Consider the following 22398-nt stretch of genomic DNA (forward strand, 5'->3'; position numbering starts at 1 on the left):
GGCGGTAGCAGATGAGGGCGCTGGCGATGCCGACTCCGGCAGAGCGCCGTTCCGTCACGAGGCCGCGAGCACGGCGCGGAAACGGCGGAGATCCTCGGCGAAGTTCTCCGGCTGCTCGAGCGCGGCGAAATGCCCGCCGCACGGCGCCTCGTACCAGTGCGCGACAGGGAAGCGTCGTTCCATCCACGCCCGCGGCGACTTGACGATCTCGCCGGGATAGATCGCCACTCCGGTCGGGACGGTGACCGGCCCGGCCGAGCCCTCGCCGCGGCCCTGCGCGAGCGTCTGCTCCCGGTAGAGCCGGGCCGCCGAGGCGATCGTGTCGGTGAACCAGTACAGCGACAGGTTCGTGAGAAAGGCGTCCCACGACACCGCGTTCCTGATGTCCCGGCGGCCGTCGCGCTCGCAGTCGGTCCACACGTGGAACTTGTCGAGCACCCACGCGCACCATCCCGTCGGCGAATCGGTGAGCGCGTACGCCACGGTCTGCGGCCGCGTGCTCTGGATCGCGTGGTAGCCCAGACCATTCGCGGCGTGCTCGGCGTTGGCCTCCATCCACGGCTTCTCGTGCTCGGCCACGAGCGACATCGGGTCGGCCTCGCTCGGCGGAGGGAACGGCTGGGCGATGCTCAGATGCAGCCCGACGACGTGGTCGGGGTGGTCGGCGGCGAGGTGACAGGCGATGAGGCTGCCCCAGTCCCCGCCCTGCACGATGTAGCGGTCATAGCCCAGCTCGGCCATCAGCCTCGCCAAGCGGCCGGCCATCGCGCGCGGGGACATCCCGGGAGCCGTCGCCGCGGGAGACCCGCCGTACCCCTGCAATGACGGCGCGACGACGTGGAAGGCGTCCTCCTCCCGGCCGCCGAAGCGTTCCGGCTCGCTCAGGCGGGGGGTGGTGTCCAGGAACTCCACGATCGACCCCGGCCAGCCATGCAGCACGAGCAGCGGCATCGCGTCGTCGTTCGCCGCGCGGGCATGCAGGTAGTGCACGTCGAGGCCGTCGATGTCGGTCAGGAACTGCGGAATCTCGTTGAGGCGCCGCTCGGCGGCGGCGAAGTCGAAACCGTCGCGCCAGTAGTCGACGAGTTCGCGCAGGTAGCCGGGGTCGGTCCCGTAGGACCAGCCCGGCGCGTCCGGCTCGTCGGGCCAGCGGGTGAGCTCGAGCCGCCGTCGGAGGTCCGCGACGGCCTCCTTGGCGAATGTGAGGCGAAACGGCCGGGCCACCGGTGATGTCGTCATCGGCATCTCTGTTTCCTACGCGCTGAAGTGTGATCGCAGACGTGTGTTTCGTATCAATGCACGGAATGCCGTTGCCCTGCGCCAGGGGTCACACGATCGGAGCCGAACCGTTTTCCGGCTCACCCCCGACGTCCGGCGCGACGATCGGCTCGACCGATGGCGAGGCGATCCGACGCGACCTCTCAGAGATCGCCGGCGATGGACTGCTTCATGATCTCGGACGTGCCGAAGTGGTCCTTCCATGACCGGCCGCCCTCGAGCACCAGGTAGTCCCCTCGGGGTTGCTGCTTGGCGTTCAGGCCGAGCGGCGCCTCTCGCCTGGCGACGCGCTGCGCGTTGTCGATCAGCCGGCGACGGAATCTTGCGATCGCCAGGTCCGCGGGGACCAGGTGCTCGATCGGGTACAGCTCCATCGGGCCCATCGACGCGGACACACCGAAGTCCTCGGGGATGAACCGGTGCATGCCCGTGAAGCTCCCGTTGCGCATCGTCTCCCGGTCCTGGCCCCAGTTGTTCTCCTTGGCGGGCCGGCCGGGCAGATCGTGGAACTCGCGACCGAGACCCCACTTGTCCATGCCGATATCGTCGATGCCGTAGTAGGCCCGCACCTCGTCACGCGCCTCGCCGACGCCGATCTGCCGTACCGGGTCCCAGAAGATCATGAAGAAGTGCGACCGGTCGTTGTCGACCGGCAGCGTGATCTGCATGAGGTAGTCCGGCGGGACGAAGATGGTCGTCGGGAAGGCGTAGCTGGTGATCCGGGCCGCGCGCGTCTCGGTGCCGTCCTCGTTGTCGACGGTGCGGATCGCCGCGTACCGCAGGCCGAAGTCGGTCTCCTGCACCTCGATGTCCGGTGCGAGGTTCTTGGCGAGGACGGCGCCCGTCGACGCGCGCGTCCGGCCGCCGAGCGTCAGCGCTGGACCGTTGCCGGTGTCGAGCTTCTTCAACGCATCCTGGTGCAGCACGCCGGTGTGCGAGGAGTCGAGCAGGCCTTCGACCACGCGGGTGTAGTTCGCCGACGCGACGACGAGCTCGACGATGACGTTCTCCGCGGGGAGGTCGAAGAACGGGTAGTGCGGCAGTGTGGGCTCGGCCTCCGGCCGCCCGAAGTATCCCCAGACGATGCCGCCAGCCTCGCGCACGCCGTAGGCGGGCTGGCGGACGCGCTGCTTGAACCGCTCGTCCCGGACGTTGGGCGTGTCAAGAACGGTGCCGTCGACCGCGAACTTCCAGCCGTGATAAAGGCACCGCAGGCCGCCCTCCTCGTTGCGGCCAAGGCACAGCGAGGCGCTGCGGTGCGTGCACAGCTCGTCCAGGATGCCGAGGCGGCCCTCGGAGTCGCGGAAGACGAGGTAGTCGTTTCCGAGCACCCGGATCCGCATGGGATCGCCGTCCGGTTCGGCCACATCGCGCGTCAGGCACACGGGTAGCCAGAAGCAGCGCATCAGCTCGTGCATCGCCGATCCAGGCGACACGTCCATGAGCAACTTCTTCTGCTCGATCGGGTTCATACGACCCCTTTCGCGCATCACATTATTCCGGTATTTCGGCAAAACCTACGGCATATCGCCTATTGGGACAAGAGGGGCCCTCGATCTCGCTTACACGGATGCTTCCCCGGCTATTGACCATCAACTCCGATCCTCCGTATAACTATGCGAAATCTCGCAAGGGAGACTCTGTGAAAGTTCTGCGATCATCCCTGCCCGCCGCGATCGCGGTCGCCGCGACCGCTGTCACCGCCCTCAGCGGATGCGGGTCCGGCAATGAGACGGCCGGCTCGTCCAGCGGTGAAACGATCAAGGTCATGACATGGGCATCCCTGGCCAGCCCGAAGATCTCTCTCCCGCAGGTGAAGACGGCGGCCGAGGCACGAGTGAAAGCGATCAACGATGCGGGCGGCATCAAGGGCCGTCGCGTGGAACTGATCTTCTGCGACACCAACTACGACCCGAACGTCGAGGCGGGATGCGCCCGTCAGGCGCAACAGGAGAAGGTCACGGCGGTCGTCGGTGCCCACACCACCTTCCCCGGTACGTTCGCCGTCCTTGAGCGCGCGAAGATCCCCTTCGTCGGCAGCCTGGGACTCACCGAGCAGGAGATGGCCAGCCCCGTCGTGTATCCGTTAGCCGGAGGCGTCCCCGGCTGGTACGCCGGGGCTGTCGCCCAGGTGAAGCAGGCAGGCGCGAAAACCGTCGGCATGATCGCTTGCAGCAGCCCGGCCTGTACCTACGCGACCAAGGTCATCAAGGATTCGGTACAGCGGTCTGGAATGAAGCTCATCGCGGAGGCCTCGGTGGCCAGTGGTGTGCCGGACCCGAGCGCCGGTGTAGCCCAGGCGATCGCCGGAAACCCGGACGGTCTGGTCGTCGCGGTTCCACCCAACGACATCCCGAAGCTGGTGCAGGCGGTGCATCGCGCGGGCTACAAGGGCAAGATCAGTTCTAGCACGAGCCTCTTCCCGGCGGGCACGATCGAGGCTCTTGGACCCGATGCCGAAGGCATTCTGCTGACCAGCCAGGTCAGGCCGCTGAGCCAGGGTGACGACCCGGCGGTCGCGCAGTTCGACAAGGAGATGGACGCGATCGATCCTTCCATGAAGAAGGACGAGAACGCCGAGCTCGTCTGGGGCGCCTACGTCCTGTTTCAGAAGGTGGCCGAGCGGCTCGACACCGTGGACAGCGTGTCGGTGTCCACGACGATGAGCAACCTGAGCCAGCCGGTCGAGATCGGGATCACCGGTCCCTACAGCACGGTGGGAAAGACCGCGCCGATGGCGAACACTCCCCGGCTGTTCAACCCCACCGTGTTCAACACGGAGATCAAAAATGGGACCGTCATCGTCACGTCCGACGCCCCCATCGACCCGTTCGCCGCGTTGACGAACGATTCGTGAACGGGTGCGAGGTGACCGGGAGCGATGATCATGAGAGATGACGACGGGCGGGAGATCGTCCTGCAGGCGTGCGGGCTCAGCGCCGGGTACGGCGATCTGCCGGCAATCCGCAGGATCGATGTGCACATCGCCCGAGGGGAGATCGTGGCCCTGTTCGGCGCCAACGGCGCCGGCAAGACGACCACACTGATGTCGCTGGTGGGTGAGCTGCCGCGCAGTGCCGGGCAGGCGCACTGGCTGGGCCGGCCAACCCAGGCGCGATTGCATCAGCTGGCGCGGCAGGGCTTGGCGTTTGTGCCCGAGTACCGTTCGGTGCTGGCGAGCATGTCGGTCCGCGACAATTTGCTGTTGGGCCGCGGTGGCGTCGAGGCGGCAGTGGAGATCTTCCCCGAGTTGGGGCCGCTGCTGGGCCGGCGTGCGGGTCTGCTGTCAGGAGGTGAGCAGCAGATGCTCACCTTGGCCCGGGCGCTCGCCGCCCGGCCGGTGGCCTTGCTGGTCGATGAGCTGTCACTCGGGCTGGCCCCGATCGTGGTGGAGCGGTTGTTCACGGTGTTGCGCCAGGCAGTGCGCTCCCATGACATCGCGGTGCTGTTGGTGGAACAGGAGGCCCGCCGCGCGTTGGATGTGGCCGATCGCTGGTATTTGCTACGCAACGGCGAGCTGGTCGGGTGTGGTGACGCCAACGGCGGCATCGATCAGCTGGAACGTGAGTACCTGGCCGGACTGAGCTCGGCCGACTGAGCGGAAACGGACGTATATGGACATCCTTCGATTCGCTCTGCTCGGGCTGGCCTCCGGCGCGATCTTCGCGATCGTCGCCCAGGCGCTGGTGCTGACCTACCGGGCTTCGGGCATCCTGAACCTCGCCCAGGGCGCCTTCCTCATGATCGGCGCCTACACCTACTACCAGTTCACCCAGTGGGATGCTCCGCTGGTTGTGGCGGTGTGCGGCGCGGTCGCCGTCAGCGCCGTTCTCGGCATCGGCGTGTTCGCAGTGGTCATCCAGCCGATGCACCGCTCCTCACCGCTGACGCGGGTGATCGCCACACTGGGGGTGTTGATGGTCTCGCAGGCGGCCGTCATCCTCGCCTACGGCATCGACATCCGCCCGGCCCCTTCCTGGCTGCCCACCGACACACTGGAGCTGGTCGCCGGGGCACCGGTCAGCGCCGACCGGTACGCGATCATATTGCTGGGATGTACGGCCACCGCGATGCTGTGGGGCTTCTACCGCTTCACGTCCTTTGGACGCATCACCTCCGCGGTCGCGGAGAACCCCCAGGCGGTGGCCTGCCTGGGCCATTCCCCTGCCCGGATCGCAATGATCAACTGGGGGCTGGGATCGGCGCTGGCCGGCTTCGCCGGCACCTTGATCGGCCCGATCACCTACCTGGAGCCCACCCAGCTGGTGTTGCTGGTGCTGCCCGCCCTGGCCGCGGCCATGATCGGCGGCTTCGCCTCCTTCCCGCTGGCCTTCACGGCCGCGCTTGGCATCGGCGTGGTGCAGGGCTGGCTACAGCGCTATGTGGACAACCCCGGCTGGTCCACCGCAGTGCCGTTCCTGGCAGTGATCGCCTGGCTGGTGCTGCGCGGGCATGGGCTGCCGCTGCGCAGCCACCTGCTGGATCGGTTACCCGCCGTGGGCAGCGGGCGCATCAAGCCCACGCGCCTGGCCATCGTATTCGCCCTATTGTGCGTGCTGGTGGTGTTCGGCATGGACGAGCAGTGGTCGACCGCGTTCACCTTCACCGTGCTGATCGCGATCGTCTGCCTGTCCATGGTCGTCATCACGGGCTTCGCCGGCCAGCTGTCCTTGACCCAGTACGTGCTGGCCGGGGTCGGGGCGTTCATCGCCGCCAAACTGTCGGGCAGCGTACCGTTCGAAATCGCCCTCGTGGTCGCAGTGCTGATCACCGCCGCGATCGGCGCCGTCGTCGGGCTGCCGTCCCTGCGCACTCGTGGGGTGACCCTGGCAGTGGTCACCCTCGCCCTGGCCGATGTGGCCTACCAGCTCATCTTGGACAACGACGACATCAACGGCGGCACCGCCGGGCTCACCATCGCCCCGCCGTCCCTGCTTGGCTGGGACATCGACCCCCTGCTGCACCCCGAACGCTACGCCGTGGTCGCTCTGATCGCGCTGTTCGCGGTCGCCCTGACGATAGCGAATCTGCGCCGGGGCACGGTCGGGCGGCGCCTGCTGGCGGTCCGCTCCAACGAACGCGCCGCCGCCGCGCTGGGGGTGGGCGTCTACGCTGCCAAAACCTACGCCTTCACCCTGGCCGCCGCCGTGGCCGCGCTCGGCGGGGTTCTGCTGGGCTACCAGCAATCGGTGGTCCTCACCTCGCAATTCGCCGTGTTCACCTCCCTGGTTCTGGTCGGCGTCACCGTGGCCGGCGGTGTCGGCATGATCGGTGGAGCACTCATCGGATCGCTCATGGTCCCCAACGGCTTGGCCGGCCAGTTGCTGCACGACATCCCCGACATCAACGTCTACCTCCCCCTCATCGGCGGCCTGTTCCTGCTCATCGCACTGCGCATCGCCCCCGACGGACTGTTCGAACAAAACCGACAGGCACTCCACCACCTGCTCGTCCGCCGCCGCACCACCGGCACCACCGGCACCACCACCGGCACTGTCACCGATCGGCTCGCCGGGGAGGCGCCCCCCGCCCATACGCCATCACCGCAGGCTCCCACCGGCACGGCAGCCACCCCACCCCGGACCAGCCGGGTCACAAAGCAGCGCACCCTGCGCGTGGAGGGTCTACGGGTGGCATTCGGCGGCGTGCACGCCATCGACGACGTATCACTACGCCTCGAACCCGGCCAGGTCCACGGTCTCATCGGACCCAACGGAGCCGGAAAGACCACCTTCATCGACGCGGTCACCGGATTCGTCGCCACGTCCGGCGGCACGATCCACCTCGGCGACGACACCATCAACACCTGGAGCGTGCGCCGCCGCAACCGCAACGGCATGATCCGCTCCTTCCAGTCCCTGGAGTTGTTCTCCGACCTGACCGTACGTGAAAACCTCGCCGTCGCCTGTGACGACGGCCGCGCCAGCCGCTATCTCACTGATCTGGTCCGTCCAGGCCGCATCCACCTGAACGCCGACGCCCTGAATGCCATCGACCAATGCGGCCTCGTACCCGACCTCGACCTCAAACCCGAACAACTGCCCTTCGGACGCCGGCGCCTGGTCGCCATCGCTCGCGCGATCGCCGCCGCACCATCGGTCCTGCTGCTCGACGAACCCGCCGCAGGCCTGGACAACAACGAAGCCGATGAACTCGGCCACCTGATCCGATCCGTCGCCGACCGCGGGGTGGCCGTCCTGTTGGTCGAACACCGCATGGACCTGATCACCGCCTGCTGCGACACCGTGACCGTGCTCCGCTCGGGCCGACTCCTGGCCGCCGGCCCACCCCACCAGGTACTCACCCTGCCTGACGTCCTCGACGCCTACCTCGGTTCGCGGACCGCCATCACCGAATCGGACACCCACCCCTCCGCGGCGGTCCCTGCCGACTCTTAACGACCCTCCTGACAACCGATCACCAACGTCCAGCCCCACCGGCCGACGACGATCACGACGGGCAGGCAAGGCCGCTGATCGGCGCGGCCTCGACAGCCGCCGGCCTGTGGCTTTCCCTCGTTGCCGGATCGGGCCGGGGCGCGGTGCCGACCTTGCGATCAGTCCGTTTCCCCGACCCGCCCACCGGACCCGGCGTGCCCCTCACAAGGCACCGGCTCTCGCGGGCGGGTCGCCGACCGGGCGATGGCCGATCACATGCGTTCGGTGGTCAGGAGAACAGGGCTCGGCCCCAGTAGTCGCCCGCGTCGCGTACGCCGGGAGGGCAGGCGAACAGGGCGCTGGAGACGTGCTTGATGTACTCGTTGAGGGAGTCCTTGCCCGCCAGGGAGCGCTGCACGGTGACGAACTGGCGATGGGGGTCGCGCTGGTAGGCCATGAAGAACAGGCCGGCGTCCAGCCGGCCCAGGCCGTCGGAGCCGTCCACGTAGTTGTAGCCGCGGCGCAGCAGGTGCGCACCGCCGTTGTGGGACGGGTGGGCGAGCCGTACATGCGCGTCGTCGAAGATCAGGGCCTTCCCGTCGGGGCCCTTGGCCTCGAAGTCGATCAGGTCGAACTCGTTCTTCTTGCCCAGCGGGGCGCCCTCTCCCTTGTCCCGGCCGAAGATCTGCTCCTGCTCGGCCAGCGGTGCCCGGTCCCAGGTCTCGACCAGCATCCGGATCTTGCGGGTGACCAGGTAGCTGCCGCCGGCCATCCAGTCGGGGCCGTCACCGGGCCCCACCCAGAGCTGTTCCTTCAGCAGCGCCACGTCCTCCAGCTTGAGGTTGGCCGTACCGTCCTTGAACCCCATCAGGTTGCGCGGCGTCGCCTGCGCGCGCGAGGTCGACGAGGTGCGGCCGAAGCCGAGCTGGGACCAGCGCACCGAGACCCGGCCGAAGCCGATGCGCGCCAGATTACGGATGGCGTGCACCGCCACCTGCGGGTCGTGCGCGCACGCCTGCACGCACAGGTCACCGCCGGAGATCTCCGGCAGCAACGCGTCGCCGGGCAGGTGCGGCAGGTCGGCCAGCGCGGCCGGCCTGCGCGAGGCCAGCCCGAACCGGTCGTCGAAGAGCGATCCACCGAAGCCGACGGTCAGCGTCAGCCCGGAGGCGGGCAGGCCGAGCGCCTCGCCGGTGTCGTCCGGCGGCGCCTCCGGCTGGCCGCCGACCGCGCCGAACGTGCCCGCCTCCTGGCCCTGAGTCATCCTGGCCGCGGCGGCGGTCCACTCCTGGAGCAGCTCGGCCAGCTCCGCCTTCTTCTCGGTGATGACGTCAAAGGAGACGAAGTGCAGCCGGTCCTGTGCCGGGGTGACGATGCCCGCCTGGTGCTCGCCGTAGAAGGGGACCGCGTCGGAGACGGAGGCGACCGTGGTGGGCGCGGGCTCGTCACCGATCCCACGCACCGCGATCACACCCGCACCGGCGACCGCCACGCCGGCCGCCCCCATGCCGAACAGCTTCCTGCGGCTGATCCGCTCGCTCATCGCACCCCTCCCCCACCTGGAACGATCGTTACTTTGCCACCACCGCGGCGATCTTACTGATCGGCTCGGCGAGCGCGTTGATCGCGTCTGACAGCTTCTTGAGGTCGTCCTTGGACAGCTCGGTGTGCAGCTTCCAGCCGTCGCCCTTCTGGTGCGCGCCGAGCGCGGCCTCGGCCCCGGCGAACTTCTCGTCCAGCGTCTTCACCAGTTCGGGGGCGCGCTCCTCCAGAACGGGACGGAGCGACTGAACCGCGGCCTTGGAACCCTGCAGGTTGGCGTCGAAGTCCCACAGGTCGGTGTGCGAGTAGCGGTCCTCCTCACCGGTGATCTTCCCGGAGGCCACCTCGTCGAGCAGGCCCTTGGCACCGTTGGCCAGCAGCACCGGCGACAGCTCGGCGGAGTTGGACTGCTCCACGATGGTCTTGATGTCGGCCATCAGCTTGTCGGCGATCGGGCCGTCCTTGCTGATGTCCTTCTTGACCCAGAGGTCCTTCTCGATCCGGTGGAAGCCGGTCCACTCCTCCCCCTCGGCCACGTCGTTCTCCCGGGCGTCGATGGCCGGGTCGAGGTCGCCGAAGATCTCCGCGACCGGCTCGATCCGCTCCCAGTAGGTGCGGGAGACCGGGAAGAGCGCCTTGGCCTTCTCGATGTCCTCGGCCTTGACCGCGTCGACGAACTCCTGCGCCTTGATCAGCAGCGTGTCGCTCTGCGACTTGATGTAGCGCTTGTAGCTGGCGGTCGCCTCGGCGAGCTGGGCGTCGTCGCTGAGCGGCTTGTGCTCGCCGGTGACCTTGAGCGGGCTGCGGACACCCTTGCCGACCATGCCGGGCTTACAGGTGGCCTCGTAGCTGCCGGCCGGCAGCTCGACGATCACCTCGCGGGTCAGGCCCGGCACGATGTTCTCCACCTCGCCCATGACCCGGTCACCGGGCGCATAGACGTAGAACTCGGTGACCTTGGCACCGCCGTTGGTGATCGCGAACGTCGAGGTGCCCGCGGCCAGCTCGGTGACGGCGACCTTGCACTCGGTGTCGGTGGCGGCCACCGCGACGGGGCCGCCCTTGGCCGGGGCGGCGGAGGCGCCCGCGCCCGTGGCCGCGGTGGGCTCGGAGGAGCAGGCCACGAGGCCGGTGAGAGCGAGTGCACCCGCGGCGATGGCAAGGAAAGTACGCATGATCGTCCTGTTCAGGCGGTTTCAGCCCGCGGGCTGCGGGTCGGTCGAGGGGGTGGCGGGTGAGGGCGTCGGGCGGCTACGCCACGGCCGCAGGAAGAGGATAAGCGTGGGCACCGCGTAGACGGCCCACGCCACCATCTCCAGCACGCTCGGCTGCGGAGTGATGTTGAACATCCCGGACAGCAGGGTGCCGTACCAGGAGTCGGCGGGCAGCACGCCGCTGATGTCGAAGGCGTAGGTGGACAGGCCCGGCAGGATGGCGGCCTCCTGCAGATCGTGCACGCCGTACTTGAAGATTCCGGCGGCGACCAGGATCAGCAGGAGACCGGTCCAGGTGAAGAACCTGGTCAGGTTGATCCGCATCGCGCTGCGGTAGATGGCCCAGCCCAGCACGACCGAGGTGATCAGGCCCAGGCTGATCCCGATCAGCGGGACGGCGGTGGTGGTGGCGCCCTGCACCGAGGCGAAGAACAACAGCGCGGTCTCCAGGCCCTCGCGCGCCACGGCGAGGAAGGCCATCACGGCCACCGCGAGCGCGCCGACCTCCAGGGCCTCGCTCAGCTTGGCGCGCAGGTCACCGGAGATCGTGCGGGCGGCACCCCGCATCCAGAAGATCATCCAGGTGACGAACACGGTGGCCAGCAGCGAGGTCGTCGCATCGAACAACTCCTGCTGCCGGTGCTCCAGATGGGCGACGGTGAAGGTGAGCAGCGCGCCGAACGCGATCGACAGCACGAGAGCGGCGCCGACCCCGGCCCAGACGAGGGGAAGCCGGTCACGTCGATCGCTTTTGACGAGGAGGGCGACGAGCACGGAGACGACGAGGGCGCCCTCCAAGCCTTCGCGTAATCCGATGAGATAGCTGGCGAACACCGTCACTCCATGAGATGGAAAGCCTTACCTAAATTAGGGCAGGGCAACCTTACTCTTCACAAGGAGGTAATTCCCACAGGGGTACGAAAGACGTGAACAGGGCGGTGATAATGCCGTATGCGTACGATCAAGTGATTCACGCCATCTTGGGGCGTTCCACACCTGGCACCTCGTACCCTCCCCTACCTCGTCACTGAGGCCTCGGCGGCCTCGACGGCCCGCAGGGATCGCCAGATCCGCTCGGGAAGCAGCCGGGACGCCTCGTCCAGGTCGATGCCGGGGGCCCCCGCCAGCCAGCGGCGAGCCGTCTCCGCGACCGGGCCGACGACCAGCATCTCGATCAACTCGTCGGGCAGTCCCACGACCAGCCCCGCCTCGACGTACGGTCGCAGCCAGCCCAGGATCCAGGTCAGCCTGGGCTCCTTCTCCACCGCGATCGGATCCGCGTGCGCGGCCAGGAAGTCGGCGTAGGCGGAGGCGTGAACGAAGCGCGCGGCGGCCCTGTGCTCGCGGGTGAAACCGAGATATCCGGTGACCACGGCCCGGACGCCGGCGGCGGCCCGCGCCTCCGTGCCGTCACGGGGACCTCCCTCCTGCCCTTGCGGCACCGCGTCGAGTGCGGCGATGACGGCGTCGAGCAGGTCGGACAGGCAGCGCGCGTAGAGGGCGGCCGCCAGCCCGTCGAAGCTGCCGAAGTGGTGGTAGAGGCTTCCGACGCTGACTCCGCTGGTAGCGGTCACCGCCGTCATGGTGAAGCCGTCGGCGCCCTGCTCCGCGTAGAGGTCCAGTGCCGCCGCCAGCAGCCGCTCCCGGGTCTCCTCGCCGCGCCGCTGTCTAGGCGACACCGGTCAGCTCCGCGGCCTGCGTCCACAGTTTCCCCGCCCACGCGAGGTCAGCGGCCACGGAGGCGAGGGGCAGTTCACGGTCGACGTCGAAGTACCGTCCGGTGCCGGCCTGGTCGAGCGCCAGCCGTACGACCGGAGCCGCGCCGTCGGCCGGTGCCTTCCACAGCAGCTTCGCGGTCTTCAGCAGCACCCCCACCGGGCCGCCCCGGTCGCCGAGCCCGGTCCTGATCACTCCGGGGTGGACGGCGTCGATCGTGATGCCCCGCGGCTTCCAGCGCTCGGCCCACAGTGGCATCAGCGCCAGGTTGCAGAGCTTGGTGTCGGCGTAGGTGCGCAGGGGAGAGAAGTCCGTACCGGCCGGGGTGCGCACGAGGTCGGCACGGCCCTTGACGTACAGGCCCGCGGTGACCTGGACGACCCTGGCCAGGCGATCCTCCAGCAGGTGGTTGAGCAGGAAGGGCGCCAGGTGGTTGACGGCGAAGGACTCCTCGAAGCCGTCCTCGGTGAGCCGCCGCGCCGATGGCCAGACCCCGGCGTTGTGCACCAGCACGTCGAGCCGCGGGCAGGTTCCGGCCAGCGCCTCGGCGACAGCCCGGACCCCTTTCAGAGTTGAGAGATCTCCGGCGACCAGATCGGCGCCGAGCCGGGCGGCCTCGCCCGCCGCGGCGGGATTCCTGGCCACGATCACCACCCGGTGATCGCGGCGGGCGAACTCCTCGGCCGTGGCCAGTCCGATCCCGCGGTTGCCACCGGTGATGACGACAGTAGGTCCCATGGCAAAATCGTAGCTGATTCTAGAGAGTCTCTCTAGAATCGAGAAACCGCCGGACGGCCGGGCCATGCGATCGGCGCCGCACGGCCCGGCCGTCCCTCAGGTGCGGAACGGGCCGGTCACGCAGTAGGTGATCCCCCCGGAGGAGGAACCCGACGTGCCGCGCTGGGAGGAGAAGTACAGGCGATTGCCTGCGGGGGTGAAGGCCGGACCGGTGATCTCCGAGGATCCCTGGCCGCTGATGCGCAGGAACGGGGAGATGGTGTCGTTGGGAGTGATCAGGCAGATCTCCATGTTGCCACCGTCCTCGGCGACGTAGAGGTCGCCGAAGGTCGAGCCGGTGACGTTGTCCACGCCGGTCAGCGGTGCGGTGCCGGGGCTGACGAGGTTGTCGTCGTAGGCGAGCTCGTAGGTGCCGGCGGCGACGTTGACCTGCCAGACCCTGTTGTCACCCTTGGTGGTGAACCACACGGTGTCGCCCGCGTAGTGGCATCCCTCGCCACCGTTGAAGGACTTCGATCCGGAGACCTGGCTGCGGGTCGCGGTCGGAGAACCGTCGGGATCGGGAACGTTCGCCCAGGTGAAGGAGCCTGAGGTGGCCGAGCCCGCGCACAGCACCTGCAGCGTGCCCGAGGACAGGTCACCCCAGGTGGTGGGGATGAAGCGGTAGAACCGCCCGTTGGTCTCGTCCTCGGTGAGGTAGACGACCTTGCGGACCGGGTCGGCGGCGGCCGCCTCGTGTTTGAAGCGGCCCATGGCCGGGCGCTGTGTCGCCGCGCCCCCGAAGGGACGGGTTTCGTAGACGTAGCCGCGGTCGACCTCCTCGCATGACAGCCAGGTGTTCCACGGTGTCGCGCCGCCCGCGCAGTTCTGCCGGGTGCCCGACAGGATCGAGGCGGCCGAGACGGCGTTGCCCGCGGAGTCGAAGCGGATCGCCGAGGCGCCGCCGCCGGGGTTGATCTCCGAGTTGGACACGTAGATCCAGCCGCTGCCGTCGGCGAAGCAGGCACCGCCGTCGGGGGCGCTGTGCCAGGTGTGGGAGGTGCCGGGGACCACCTGGCCGGACCGGGCGATCACCTGGCTGGTGAATCCGGCAGGGAGTTGGATGCCGTTGGCGTCGGCGGCCAGCAGGGGGCCGTAGGGACCTGCGGCGTTCTGAGCCGGGGCCGCGAGGGCGTCCTGCCAGAGGCTTCCGGTGAGGGCCAGGGTGCTCGTGCCGAGCACCGAGGCGCGAAGGAATGTGCGGCGTTCCATCGACGAACCTCCAGGGCGAGGATCAGCAGAACCACTTTCCAAGTGATCTCGACGATAGGAGCACCGGTGAACGGCCACCCGTGAATGTGGTTAACGGCATATGACCGGCATGTGCCGTTTGAGCAGGGAAGCGGGAGGCGGCGTTCCCCGGTCCGCCGCGCCGCGTCCGATCGGGTGCCAGAGGTCGCCCGGCCATTGACAAAATAAAATTTTATGTACAAGCTTATTTTGTCCATGAGGGACGCGCGGGGTCCGGGACGGGTCGGCCGGGCCTCCGGCTCGTTCGCCGGGCGCATCGGTTCCGGCACGTGGGCGAAGGGCGGCTCCGGCGTTCGACATCCGGACGGGAGAACCACCAAACAGGAGGTACGAGATGTTGCTGGAGGGCAAGAACGCCGTGATCTACGGCGGGGGCGGGGGCATCGGCGGTGCGGTCGCCCGCGCCTTCGCCCGTGAGGGGGCGACCGTCTTCCTCGCCGGGCGCACCCTGGCGAGGCTGGAGAAGGTCGCCGAGGAGATCCGCACCGCCGGCGGGGTGGCACGGACGGCCGAGGTCGACGCGCTGAACGCGAAGATGGTCGACGAACACGCCGACGCCGTGGCGGCGGAGGCCGGAAGCATAGACGTGTCCTTCAACCTGATCTCGCACGGCGATGTGCAGGGCACCCCGATGGCCGACATGTCGCTGGAGGACTACGAACGACCGGTCGTGACCGCGGTGAGGACGATGTTCCTGACCTCGCGGGCCGCCGCCCGCCACATGAGGCGACAGGGCTCGGGGGTGATCCTGGCGTTCGGCGGCTCGGGCCACCCGCTGCGCGACCACTACCTGGGAGGTATCCAGGTCGCGTTCGAAGCGATCGAATCCATGCGGAGGCAGCTGGCCTCCGAGCTCGGACCGCACGGCGTGCGCGTCGTGACCCTGCGCACCGGCGGCGTGCCCGAGACCCTCCCCGAGGGCTTCGAGGGGCGCGAGGCGATCGTCGAGGGAATCGAGAAGACGACGATGCTCGGACGGGCCGCGACGCTCGACGACGTGGGCAACGTGGCGGCCTTCGTCGCCTCCGACCGCGCTCGCGCCATGACCGCCGCCACCGCCAACATCAGCTGCGGCTCACTGATCGACTAGAAGCCGGTCGGTTCACCCTGTCCCCAGAGGCGATATGCGGCACGTGCTGATCATGTCGTACCCGATCCCGTTCCTCCTGAAGGAGGAGCGACCGGGCAGGGGTGAAACACGGGTAGCACCGCGGGTTCCTCTCCGTGGAGGAGGGAACGGGCGGGCCGTTTCCCTAGATTCGGAGACATGAAAGACGGAGAGCCCGCGGACACGCGGGTACGGCCCGGCAGGTGGCGGCCACGAAGGCTGCTGCTACGGATCATCGCCTGGGGCGCGGGACTGTTCGTGCTGACGGCCGGGACCGGGTTCCTCTACGAGACGGCCGCCCGGCAGGGCGACGCCGAACGGCACCGGGCACCGGGGCGGCTGATCGACGTGGGTGGCTACCGCCTCCACCTGCACTGCACCGGGAAGGGCGCGCCCACCGTCGTGCTTGAGGCGGGACTGGCGGAGTCGAGCGCGAGCTGGGAGACGATCCAGCGCGGGCTCGCCGTGGGCATCCGGGTGTGCTCCTACGACCGGGCCGGATACGCCTGGAGCGAGGACAGCCCCCTGCCGCGTACGGCGGAGCACCTCGCCGAAGAGTTGCACATGTTGCTGGCCGCCGCCGGGGAGGCAGGGCCGTACGTCCTGGTCGGGCACTCCTACGGCGGCAACACCGTCCGCGTCTTCGCCGACCGGTGGCGAGAGCTGACCACCGGGCTGGTGCTGATCGACGTCACCGACGAGACGGCCGATACCGCGCTGCGGATCTCCCGGCCGCTGATCTCGGCCCAGTTCACCGTCAACCAGCTGATCGCCCGGCTCGGCCTGCTCCGGCTACTGGACGACGCCTTCGTACCGGCCGACGCCACCGCGACGGCCCGCGCCCACGCCACCGTCGTCTACGGTTCCAGGAGCATGGCAGCCGGCCGCGCCGAGGCCTGGGCCTCGGTGGACAGCGCCGCCCAGGTCCGCGCGACGGTCCGCCCGAAGGCCTGGGGCGACCTGCCGGTAGTCGTCATCTCCGCAGGAGGCCAGCCGGCCGAGGCCGTCGCGCACGCCCGGAGCCTGGCCGCGCTGTCGGCCCGAGGGCGCCTGGTCGTCGCGGACACGACCGAGCACTATGTTCAGAACGCCCAGCCTGACCTCGTCCTCGACACGATCAGCGAGGTCGTCGCCGCCCACCGGAAGAGCTGACCCGCCTCGCGCCGCCGGACGCGCACAAGCCGACGGCGCTCCGTGCCGTACAGCCACCCTGCCATGACGAACCGATCATGACGCTGCCTCTCGGTTCAGCGGGCGGCACGGCGGTAGACCCCCGGAGTGATGCCGTACCAGCGGACGAACCAGCGGGTCAGGTGGCTCTGGTCGGCGAAACCGGTCTCCGCGGCGACGGCCGCGATCGGCGTGCCCCGCGACAGCAGCCCGCGAGCCACGCGCAGGCGGACCTGCCGCTGGTACTCGCTCGGCGCCATCCCGTACACCGCCTGGAAGGCCCGGTAGACGGTGAACCTGCTGGATCCGGACACGGCGGCCAGGGAGTCGGCGGTGTGGTCGGTCCGGTAGTCGTCCTCGAGCAGTTCCGCCACGCGCCCGGCGACGCCCGCCGCGCCCCGGCTCCCCGCCCGGAACCGCGGGCCCCTAGCGGCGGGGCCGCTGAGGGCCGCGCGGCGGACCAGGGTGGGGATGACCGCGTCCAGCAGTTCGTCGGCGACCAGGGCGGGGGCTCCGCCGAGGAGTGCGGCGTGCAGGCGGCCCAGCCCTCCGGCGAGCACCGGGTCGTGGACGATCGGCTCGGCGAACAGCGGCAGCCCGGCCGCGCGGCCCGCGAACCCGGCCAGCGCACCGGAGACGAGCTCGGGGCCGATGTGCACGATCCGGTAGGTGAAACCGAGCTCGTCGGCCGCCCGGCCGTCGTGCGGGTCGTCCGGGTTGAACGCCAGCACCATCCCCGCCGTGCTCGTGTGGCCCGATCCCCGGCAGGTGAACGCCTGCCGGCCGTCGTCGGTGATCCCGAAAGAGTAGGTCTCGTGGCTGTGCCGGTGGTAGGTGTGCCGCTCGAAGTGGGCGTGCATCGCCTCCAGCCCCGGCAGGGGCGAGCGCCAGTAGCGCGACCAGTCACCCGACATGAATCCATTCTGGTGCCGCACGAGCGTTCAAGACCCGGCGAGGCGGATCCGACGATGCTGCGGGACATGCGTTTCGACACGAAGATCGGCATTGTGGTGCGCGCGGACCTCGCCGTCTGGCAGAAGCTCAACGTCACCGCGTTCCTGGCGAGCGGCGTGGCCGGTGGCGGCCCCGAGGTGATGGGCGAGCCGTACGCCGACGGGTCCGGCAACCACTACCTGGCGATGTTCCGCCAGCCCGTCCTGGTCTACGCCGCGGACGGCCCCGGCCTCGCCGCGGCACACGCCCGCGCACTGGCACGCGGGCTGGAGGTGGCCCTGTACACGGAGGAGCTGTTCAAGACCGACAACGACGAGGACAACCGGGCCGCGGTGCGCGTCGTGCCCTCCGATGAGCTCTGCCTGGTCGGGCTCGCGGTGCACGGGCCGCGCAACGGGGTCGACAAGGTGCTCAAGGGGCTCGCCCTCCACCCTTGAACCGGACGTTCCCATCGCCCGACGGGGACGGAGCCGCTCGACGGCGTGCCCTGGTCCGGTGACCGGAGAACCTCGGCCTCCGAACGTCCTGGTCACCGGACGAGCCCGCCGGAGGAGTCGCGCGGTGGGGTGAGCCCCCTTCGAACAGGTCGTCGTGTTCCGTTTCCGAGGCGTGCCTTAGCGCGGCCAGTTGGCGACGGTCTCGGCGCGGATGACGTCGACGTGGCAGTGCGAGGTTCTGCGCTTCTCACGGTCCAGCACGCAGACCCTGACGTCCACCCGGGTGCGGCGTCGGCGGGGTCGGCCTGGAAACGGGTGACGGTGATGACCGGCATAACTGGACCTGCTCTCTAGAGTTGACTTCTAGTTATCGAATCTAGAGATAGACTCTAGCCATGAGCGATGTCAAGCGGATGAGCAAGCGGGCGCAAAAGGCGCAGGAGACGCGTCAGCGCATCCTGCAGGCGGCACTGGAGCTGTTCGTGCAGGACGGCTACGGTGCGACGAACCTGCAGGACATCGCCGCCAAGGCCGGGGTCGCGGTGCAGACGATCTACTTCGTCTTCGGCAACAAGCGCAGCCTGCTGAAGGAGCTGGTCGACGTCACCATCGCAGGCGACGACGAGCCGGTCGCCACGATGGACCGGCCGTGGTACACCGGCGCGCTGGCCGCCGGCACCGCCCAGGACATGCTGCGCGCCTACGTCGCCGGCACGACCTCGGTCCTGGAACGGGTCGCGCCGATCGGCAAGGTTTTGGAGGCGGCGGTCGCGAGCGACCCCGAGGTCGCCGCCCTATGGCCCGACGACGTCGATCCCCGACATGTCGTCCAGCGGAGAGCGGCCAAGGTGCTCGTCGGCAAACCCGGCGCGCGGGCCGAGATGTCGGTGGAAGAAGCCGCCGACCTGCTGTACGGCCTGCTCAGCCCCGAGCTGTACCTGCTGTTCGTGCACGAGCGCGGCTGGCCGCGTGAGCGCTGGGAGCGGTGGGCCTGCCAGACCCTGAGCGCCCAGCTCTGCTCAGGTTAGGGCGTCAGCCCCGGATCACGCGGCTGCGCGGCCCTCAGCGGCCGCCGGGATCCCTTCCCGGTTTCTCCAGGGCGGCCCTGAGCGCGCCGAGGAACTCCGCCGCGTCGCGGCCGTTGGCGAAGCGGTGGTCGTAGGCGAGGCCGAGGGAGATCACCTTTCTGGTGACGAAGGCGCCCTCGCGGGTCTCCACCACCTCGGGGCGCGGGGCGCCGAGGGAGAGCGCGCAGATCTGGCCGGGGAAGACGATCGGGATCGCGGTGATCACCGAGGTGTCGGTGTGCAGGGTGAGCATGATGTTGCCGCCCACCAGGTCGCGTTCCCTGAAGGTCCCGCTCAGCGCGGTCTTACGGAAGCCTGCCAGGTCGCGGGCGATCTCGTCGAGCGGGCGCCGGCCCGCGTCGCGCACCACCGGTACGTACATGCCGCCTCCGACGTCGACGGTCACCCCCACCTCCGCCGTCGTGGCGCGGCGGGCGCGGCGGCCGTCGACGGGGGTGGCGAAGAAGAGGGGGAAGCGGTCGAGCAGCCGCCCGGTCGCCTGGACGAGCAGCTCGGGCAGGCCGATGAGAGCACGTAGCCGCTTCGTCTCCGCCCGGGCGAACGGCAGCGCGCCCGTCACGTCCACCCGCATGACCGTGAAGGAGGCGGGGATCTCCCGGTGCGACCGCTCGACCACCTCGGCGGTACGCCGCTGTGCCCTGGACGGCTCGATCAGCTGGGAGTCGTCCTGGTCCGGCGGGATGAGCGGGGCGGTAACCCTCATCGGTTCGATCGGGGGAAGGGTGACGCTCACCGCGCCGCCCGTTCTGGCCCGCGAGGTGTGGAGCGGGACCAGGTCGGCCCGCCTGACCACCTTCCTGCCGAGGGCCCGGACCTGGTCCATGGAGATGCCGTACTCCTCCATGGCCCGCCGGGCGGGGGCGGTGATGACGATCTCCTCCTGTCCCGCGCCGGTCTCGGCGGGTGCGGGTGCGGGATCGTCTCCGGGGTCCTCGCCGTCGGGCAGCAGGCGGGCGATGACCTGGCCGGGAGAGCACTCGGCGCCCACCTGAAGCAGGTGCCGCAGCGTCCCGTCCCGTTCGGCGGTCAGCTCCTCGGCCGCCTTGGAGGTCTCCAGCACCGCGAGCGGCTCCCCGGCCCGTACGGCCTGGCCGTCCTTCGCCTCCCACTCCACCAGCAGGTACGAGGCGTCGTTGTTGTTGAGCTTGGGCACCCGGACCTCGGTCAAGACAGGGCCTCCGCGACGGCGTGCCGGATCCGGCCGGACTGGACGAGGATCTCGCGCTCCAGGTGGGGGGCGGCCGGGATGACGCTGTCGGCCGCGCTGATGAGGCTGATGGGGCGGCGCAGGGTGGACCAGAGCCGGGGGTGGAGCACCCGCGCCACCTCGGCGCCCCAGGTGCCGCCCTCCGAGCCGTCCTCGACGACGCACACGTGCCGGGCGCGGTCGAGCCCGGGGAGCGTGGGCAGCGGGTAGAGCCGCGCGGGAACCAGCAGCTCGCAGGCCACGTCCTCCTCCATCAGCAGGGCGCGCATGGCGTCAAGCGCCCGGTGGGTCATGCCGCCGTGGACGATCAGCGTGCAGTCGGGCTCGGTCACGCCGTCCACGAAGACCCGGGCGACGCCGTCGGTCAGCTCGTAGCGGAACAGGTCGTCCACGACACCGCCCTCGTACATGCGCCGGGTGTAGAGGACCTTGTCCTCGAAGAACAGGCAGGGCTGTTCCAGGGCGAACATCAGGGCGAACAGTTCGCCCGCGTCGTGGAAGGGGGTCATCTCGAACAGCGAGAGGCCGGGCACGCCGATGAAGTGCTTCTGCGGGCTCTGGCTGTGGGTGGGGCCGTAGCCGCGGTTGCCGCCCGACGGGCAGCGGACGACCAGCGGGATGGGGACCCCCCTGCCGTACATGGAGGTGGACTTGGCGGCGAAGTTCACCAGCTGGTCGAAGGCGAGCGCGGCGAAGTCGGCGAACATGATCTCGACGATCGCGCGGTCCCCGGCCAGCGCCAGGCCCGCGCCGATCCCGGCGATCGCCCCCTCGCTCAGCGGGGTGGACCGGACGCGGTGGCCGAACCGGGTGGACAGGCCCCTGGTGACCTTGAAGGCCCCGCCGTACGGATCGCTGACGTCCTCACCGAGCAGGTGCACGCGGGGGTCGGCCTCCATCAGGTCGTGCAGCGCCCGGTTGAGGTGCTCGGAGACGCGGGTCACGGGCGCTCCCAGACCGACGGGGGACGGGCGGCGACCTCGGCGGCGATCCGCTCGACCCGCTCGCGGGCCGCCAGGTCCAGGGCGGCGAAGTGCTCGGGGAAGTCCCGCGCGTAGCGGGCGTACCAGTCGTGGCCGGCGGCCAGGGCGATCTCCTCGGGGGTGCGGGTGTCATCGCCCTTGCTGTGCGGGCCGATCCGGTGGGTGACGAACTCGACCACCAGCGGGCGCGACTCCCCGCGGACCACGCCGAGCAGGGGCGCCAGCTCGGCGCGGATCTCGCCGACCTCGGTGGAGGTCACCCGGTGGTGCGGGATGTCGAACGCGGCGGCGCGGGCCGCGATGCTCCCGGCCATCTGCGCCGACGTCGGGGTGGACTGGGCGATGCCGTTGTTCTCGACGACGATCAGCAGCGGGACCCGCCAGAGCCGTGCGATGTTGAGCGCCTCGTAGACCGCCCCCTCGCCCCAGCTGCCGTCACCGACGTAGGCGCAGGCGAGCGCGCCCGTCCCGTTGAGCTTCAGGGCCACGCCGACCGCGACGGGCAGGCTCTCGCCCTGGACGCCGGTGGACAGGAAGCGGCGGTGGTAGATGTGCTGGCTGCCGCCGACCCCGGCGCAGAGCGCGCCCTCGCGACCCATGATCTCGGCGAGCAGTCCGTGCGGCTCGGCGTACCTGGCCAGGAAGTGCCCGTGGCCGCGGTGGTTGCTGAGGACGAAGTCGTCATCGCGGAGCAGCGGCGAGAGCGCGACCGGGATGTACTCCTGGCCCAGGCAGGTGTGGGTGGTCCCGCTCAGCGCACCCGCCTCGAAGAGCCTGAGCAGGGTCAGCTCGAAGTGCCGGATGAGCAGGAGGAGTTCCAGGTCCTTTCGCGGCGGTGGGGACGGCGGCTGCCGCAGGCACGGGGGGATTGGGGCGGTGACGACCACGTGTGCGCTCCTGGCATCGAACGATCTTGGGGAACACGCTCGGCCACTGGGGCGGAGGCGGCATGGGAGCGCTCCCATTCGGAGCGTAGGAGGCGCACGAATGAGAGTCAATGACTGTGCGGATGACAGATATTCAAGAAATGAAGAATAGGGGTATTCATCTGCAAAAAGGGCCTAAAAGGCGATTTGTTTCGGTTCATGGCGCTCGAAAACAACGCTGTAACCTTGACGAATTCGGCGAGAGATCTCTAGCCTCCTCCGTGGGAGCGTTCCCACGGCGCCGTGCATCCGCGCGGTGACATGAGGCGCCCGGTCGGGCGCCCCCACTCGCCCGAACGCTCACATCTTTCGGCGCCGGGGTGACTCCGCGCCGCGCAGGTCTCTGGGCCGCGCCGATCCGGCCGGCCGA

At 69.4% G+C, this 22398-nt stretch carries 19 protein-coding genes; 7 read left to right on the forward strand and 12 right to left on the reverse strand.

The genetic code is table 11. From position 1 onward, the window contains the following. Positions 1-54 precede the first annotated feature (54 nt). A complete protein-coding gene (locus ABZ260_RS14555) occupies positions 55-1245 on the reverse strand; it encodes an epoxide hydrolase family protein (protein WP_355616887.1) in 1191 nt (396 codons plus the stop codon). A 176-nt stretch (positions 1246-1421) separates the two neighbouring features. Continuing rightward, positions 1422-2750 carry a Rieske 2Fe-2S domain-containing protein gene (locus ABZ260_RS14560; RefSeq protein ID WP_355616889.1) on the reverse strand — a complete coding sequence of 443 codons (1329 nt, stop codon included), beginning with the start codon at positions 2748-2750 and terminating at the stop codon, positions 1422-1424. A 113-nt stretch (positions 2751-2863) separates the two neighbouring features. On the opposite strand from ABZ260_RS14560, the gene ABZ260_RS14565 reads away from it, so the two are divergent. From ABZ260_RS14565 to ABZ260_RS14575, 3 genes are read left to right on the forward strand one after another with little or no spacing between them, the layout of a single operon-like run. Beyond that, a complete protein-coding gene (locus ABZ260_RS14565) occupies positions 2864-4135 on the forward strand; it encodes an ABC transporter substrate-binding protein (RefSeq protein WP_355616891.1) in 1272 nt (423 codons plus the stop codon). 30 nt (positions 4136-4165) lie between these two features. After that, positions 4166-4876, forward strand: a complete 711-nt coding sequence (locus ABZ260_RS14570) for an ATP-binding cassette domain-containing protein (protein WP_355616893.1) — start codon at positions 4166-4168, stop codon at positions 4874-4876. Between the two features lie 16 nt (positions 4877-4892). After that, complete coding sequence (locus ABZ260_RS14575; protein ID WP_355616895.1) at positions 4893-7676, forward strand: ATP-binding cassette domain-containing protein; 2784 nt, start codon at positions 4893-4895, stop codon at positions 7674-7676. Between the two features lie 268 nt (positions 7677-7944). Here ABZ260_RS14575 and efeB read toward each other — a convergent pair whose 3' ends face one another. The 6 genes from efeB to ABZ260_RS14605 all read right to left on the reverse strand — a co-directional run bounded on the left by efeB (position 7945) and on the right by ABZ260_RS14605 (position 14116). Continuing rightward, a complete protein-coding gene (efeB, locus tag ABZ260_RS14580) occupies positions 7945-9198 on the reverse strand; it encodes an iron uptake transporter deferrochelatase/peroxidase subunit (protein WP_355616897.1) in 1254 nt (417 codons plus the stop codon). 28 nt (positions 9199-9226) lie between these two features. After that, positions 9227-10372 (reverse strand): iron uptake system protein EfeO, encoded by a 1146-nt coding sequence (gene efeO / locus ABZ260_RS14585; protein ID WP_355561511.1) that lies wholly within the window; start codon positions 10370-10372, stop codon positions 9227-9229. Between the two features lie 21 nt (positions 10373-10393). Then, positions 10394-11245, reverse strand: a complete 852-nt coding sequence (gene efeU / locus ABZ260_RS14590; RefSeq protein ID WP_350923916.1) for an iron uptake transporter permease EfeU — start codon at positions 11243-11245, stop codon at positions 10394-10396. Positions 11246-11427: 182 nt separating this feature from the next. Then, positions 11428-12090 carry a TetR/AcrR family transcriptional regulator gene (locus tag ABZ260_RS14595; RefSeq protein WP_355616899.1) on the reverse strand — a complete coding sequence of 221 codons (663 nt, stop codon included), beginning with the start codon at positions 12088-12090 and terminating at the stop codon, positions 11428-11430. Beyond that, entirely contained in the window at positions 12080-12865 is a 786-nt protein-coding gene (locus ABZ260_RS14600) for an SDR family NAD(P)-dependent oxidoreductase (RefSeq protein ID WP_355616901.1), read from the reverse strand. The genes ABZ260_RS14595 and ABZ260_RS14600 overlap by 11 nt, the downstream gene beginning before the upstream one ends. A 96-nt stretch (positions 12866-12961) precedes the next feature. Next, positions 12962-14116, reverse strand: a complete 1155-nt coding sequence (locus tag ABZ260_RS14605; RefSeq protein ID WP_355616903.1) for an alkaline phosphatase PhoX — start codon at positions 14114-14116, stop codon at positions 12962-12964. Positions 14117-14489: 373 nt separating this feature from the next. Between ABZ260_RS14605 and ABZ260_RS14610 the strand changes: the two genes are divergently transcribed. Continuing rightward, positions 14490-15245: an SDR family oxidoreductase gene (locus tag ABZ260_RS14610; protein WP_355616905.1), complete on the forward strand. Its 756-nt coding sequence runs from the start codon at positions 14490-14492 to the stop codon at positions 15243-15245. A 177-nt stretch (positions 15246-15422) separates the two neighbouring features. Continuing rightward, on the forward strand, positions 15423-16415 hold the full coding sequence (locus ABZ260_RS14615; protein WP_355616907.1) for an alpha/beta hydrolase: 993 nt from the start codon (positions 15423-15425) through the stop codon (positions 16413-16415). 95 nt (positions 16416-16510) lie between these two features. Here the strand turns inward: ABZ260_RS14615 and ABZ260_RS14620 are convergent, their stop codons facing one another. Next, the gene (locus ABZ260_RS14620; RefSeq protein ID WP_355616909.1) at positions 16511-17347 is read right to left on the reverse strand and encodes an AraC family transcriptional regulator; all 837 of its coding nucleotides are present in this window, start codon (positions 17345-17347) and stop codon (positions 16511-16513) included. Between the two features lie 66 nt (positions 17348-17413). On the opposite strand from ABZ260_RS14620, the gene ABZ260_RS14625 reads away from it, so the two are divergent. Both ABZ260_RS14625 and ABZ260_RS14630 read left to right on the forward strand, forming a co-directional pair. Beyond that, positions 17414-17824 (forward strand): DUF2000 domain-containing protein, encoded by a 411-nt coding sequence (locus ABZ260_RS14625; protein ID WP_355616911.1) that lies wholly within the window; start codon positions 17414-17416, stop codon positions 17822-17824. 395 nt (positions 17825-18219) lie between these two features. Then, positions 18220-18852, forward strand: coding sequence for a TetR family transcriptional regulator (locus ABZ260_RS14630; protein WP_355616913.1), 633 nt, complete (start codon positions 18220-18222; stop codon positions 18850-18852). Between the two features lie 34 nt (positions 18853-18886). Here the strand turns inward: ABZ260_RS14630 and ABZ260_RS14635 are convergent, their stop codons facing one another. Genes ABZ260_RS14635 through ABZ260_RS14645 form a run of 3 tightly spaced genes read right to left on the reverse strand, consistent with a single transcriptional unit; the run spans position 18887 to position 21989 of the window. After that, complete coding sequence (locus tag ABZ260_RS14635) at positions 18887-20080, reverse strand: 2-oxo acid dehydrogenase subunit E2 (RefSeq protein WP_355616915.1); 1194 nt, start codon at positions 20078-20080, stop codon at positions 18887-18889. Continuing rightward, a complete protein-coding gene (locus tag ABZ260_RS14640) occupies positions 20077-21063 on the reverse strand; it encodes a transketolase C-terminal domain-containing protein (protein ID WP_355616917.1) in 987 nt (328 codons plus the stop codon). The genes ABZ260_RS14635 and ABZ260_RS14640 overlap by 4 nt, the downstream gene beginning before the upstream one ends. Next, positions 21060-21989 (reverse strand): thiamine pyrophosphate-dependent dehydrogenase E1 component subunit alpha, encoded by a 930-nt coding sequence (locus ABZ260_RS14645; RefSeq protein WP_355616919.1) that lies wholly within the window; start codon positions 21987-21989, stop codon positions 21060-21062. The genes ABZ260_RS14640 and ABZ260_RS14645 overlap by 4 nt, the downstream gene beginning before the upstream one ends. Positions 21990-22398: the final 409 nt, after the last annotated feature.

The sequence above is a fragment of the Streptosporangium sp. NPDC006013 genome, assembly GCF_040614275.1.
Taxonomy (GTDB): Bacteria; Actinomycetota; Actinomycetes; order Streptosporangiales; family Streptosporangiaceae; genus Streptosporangium.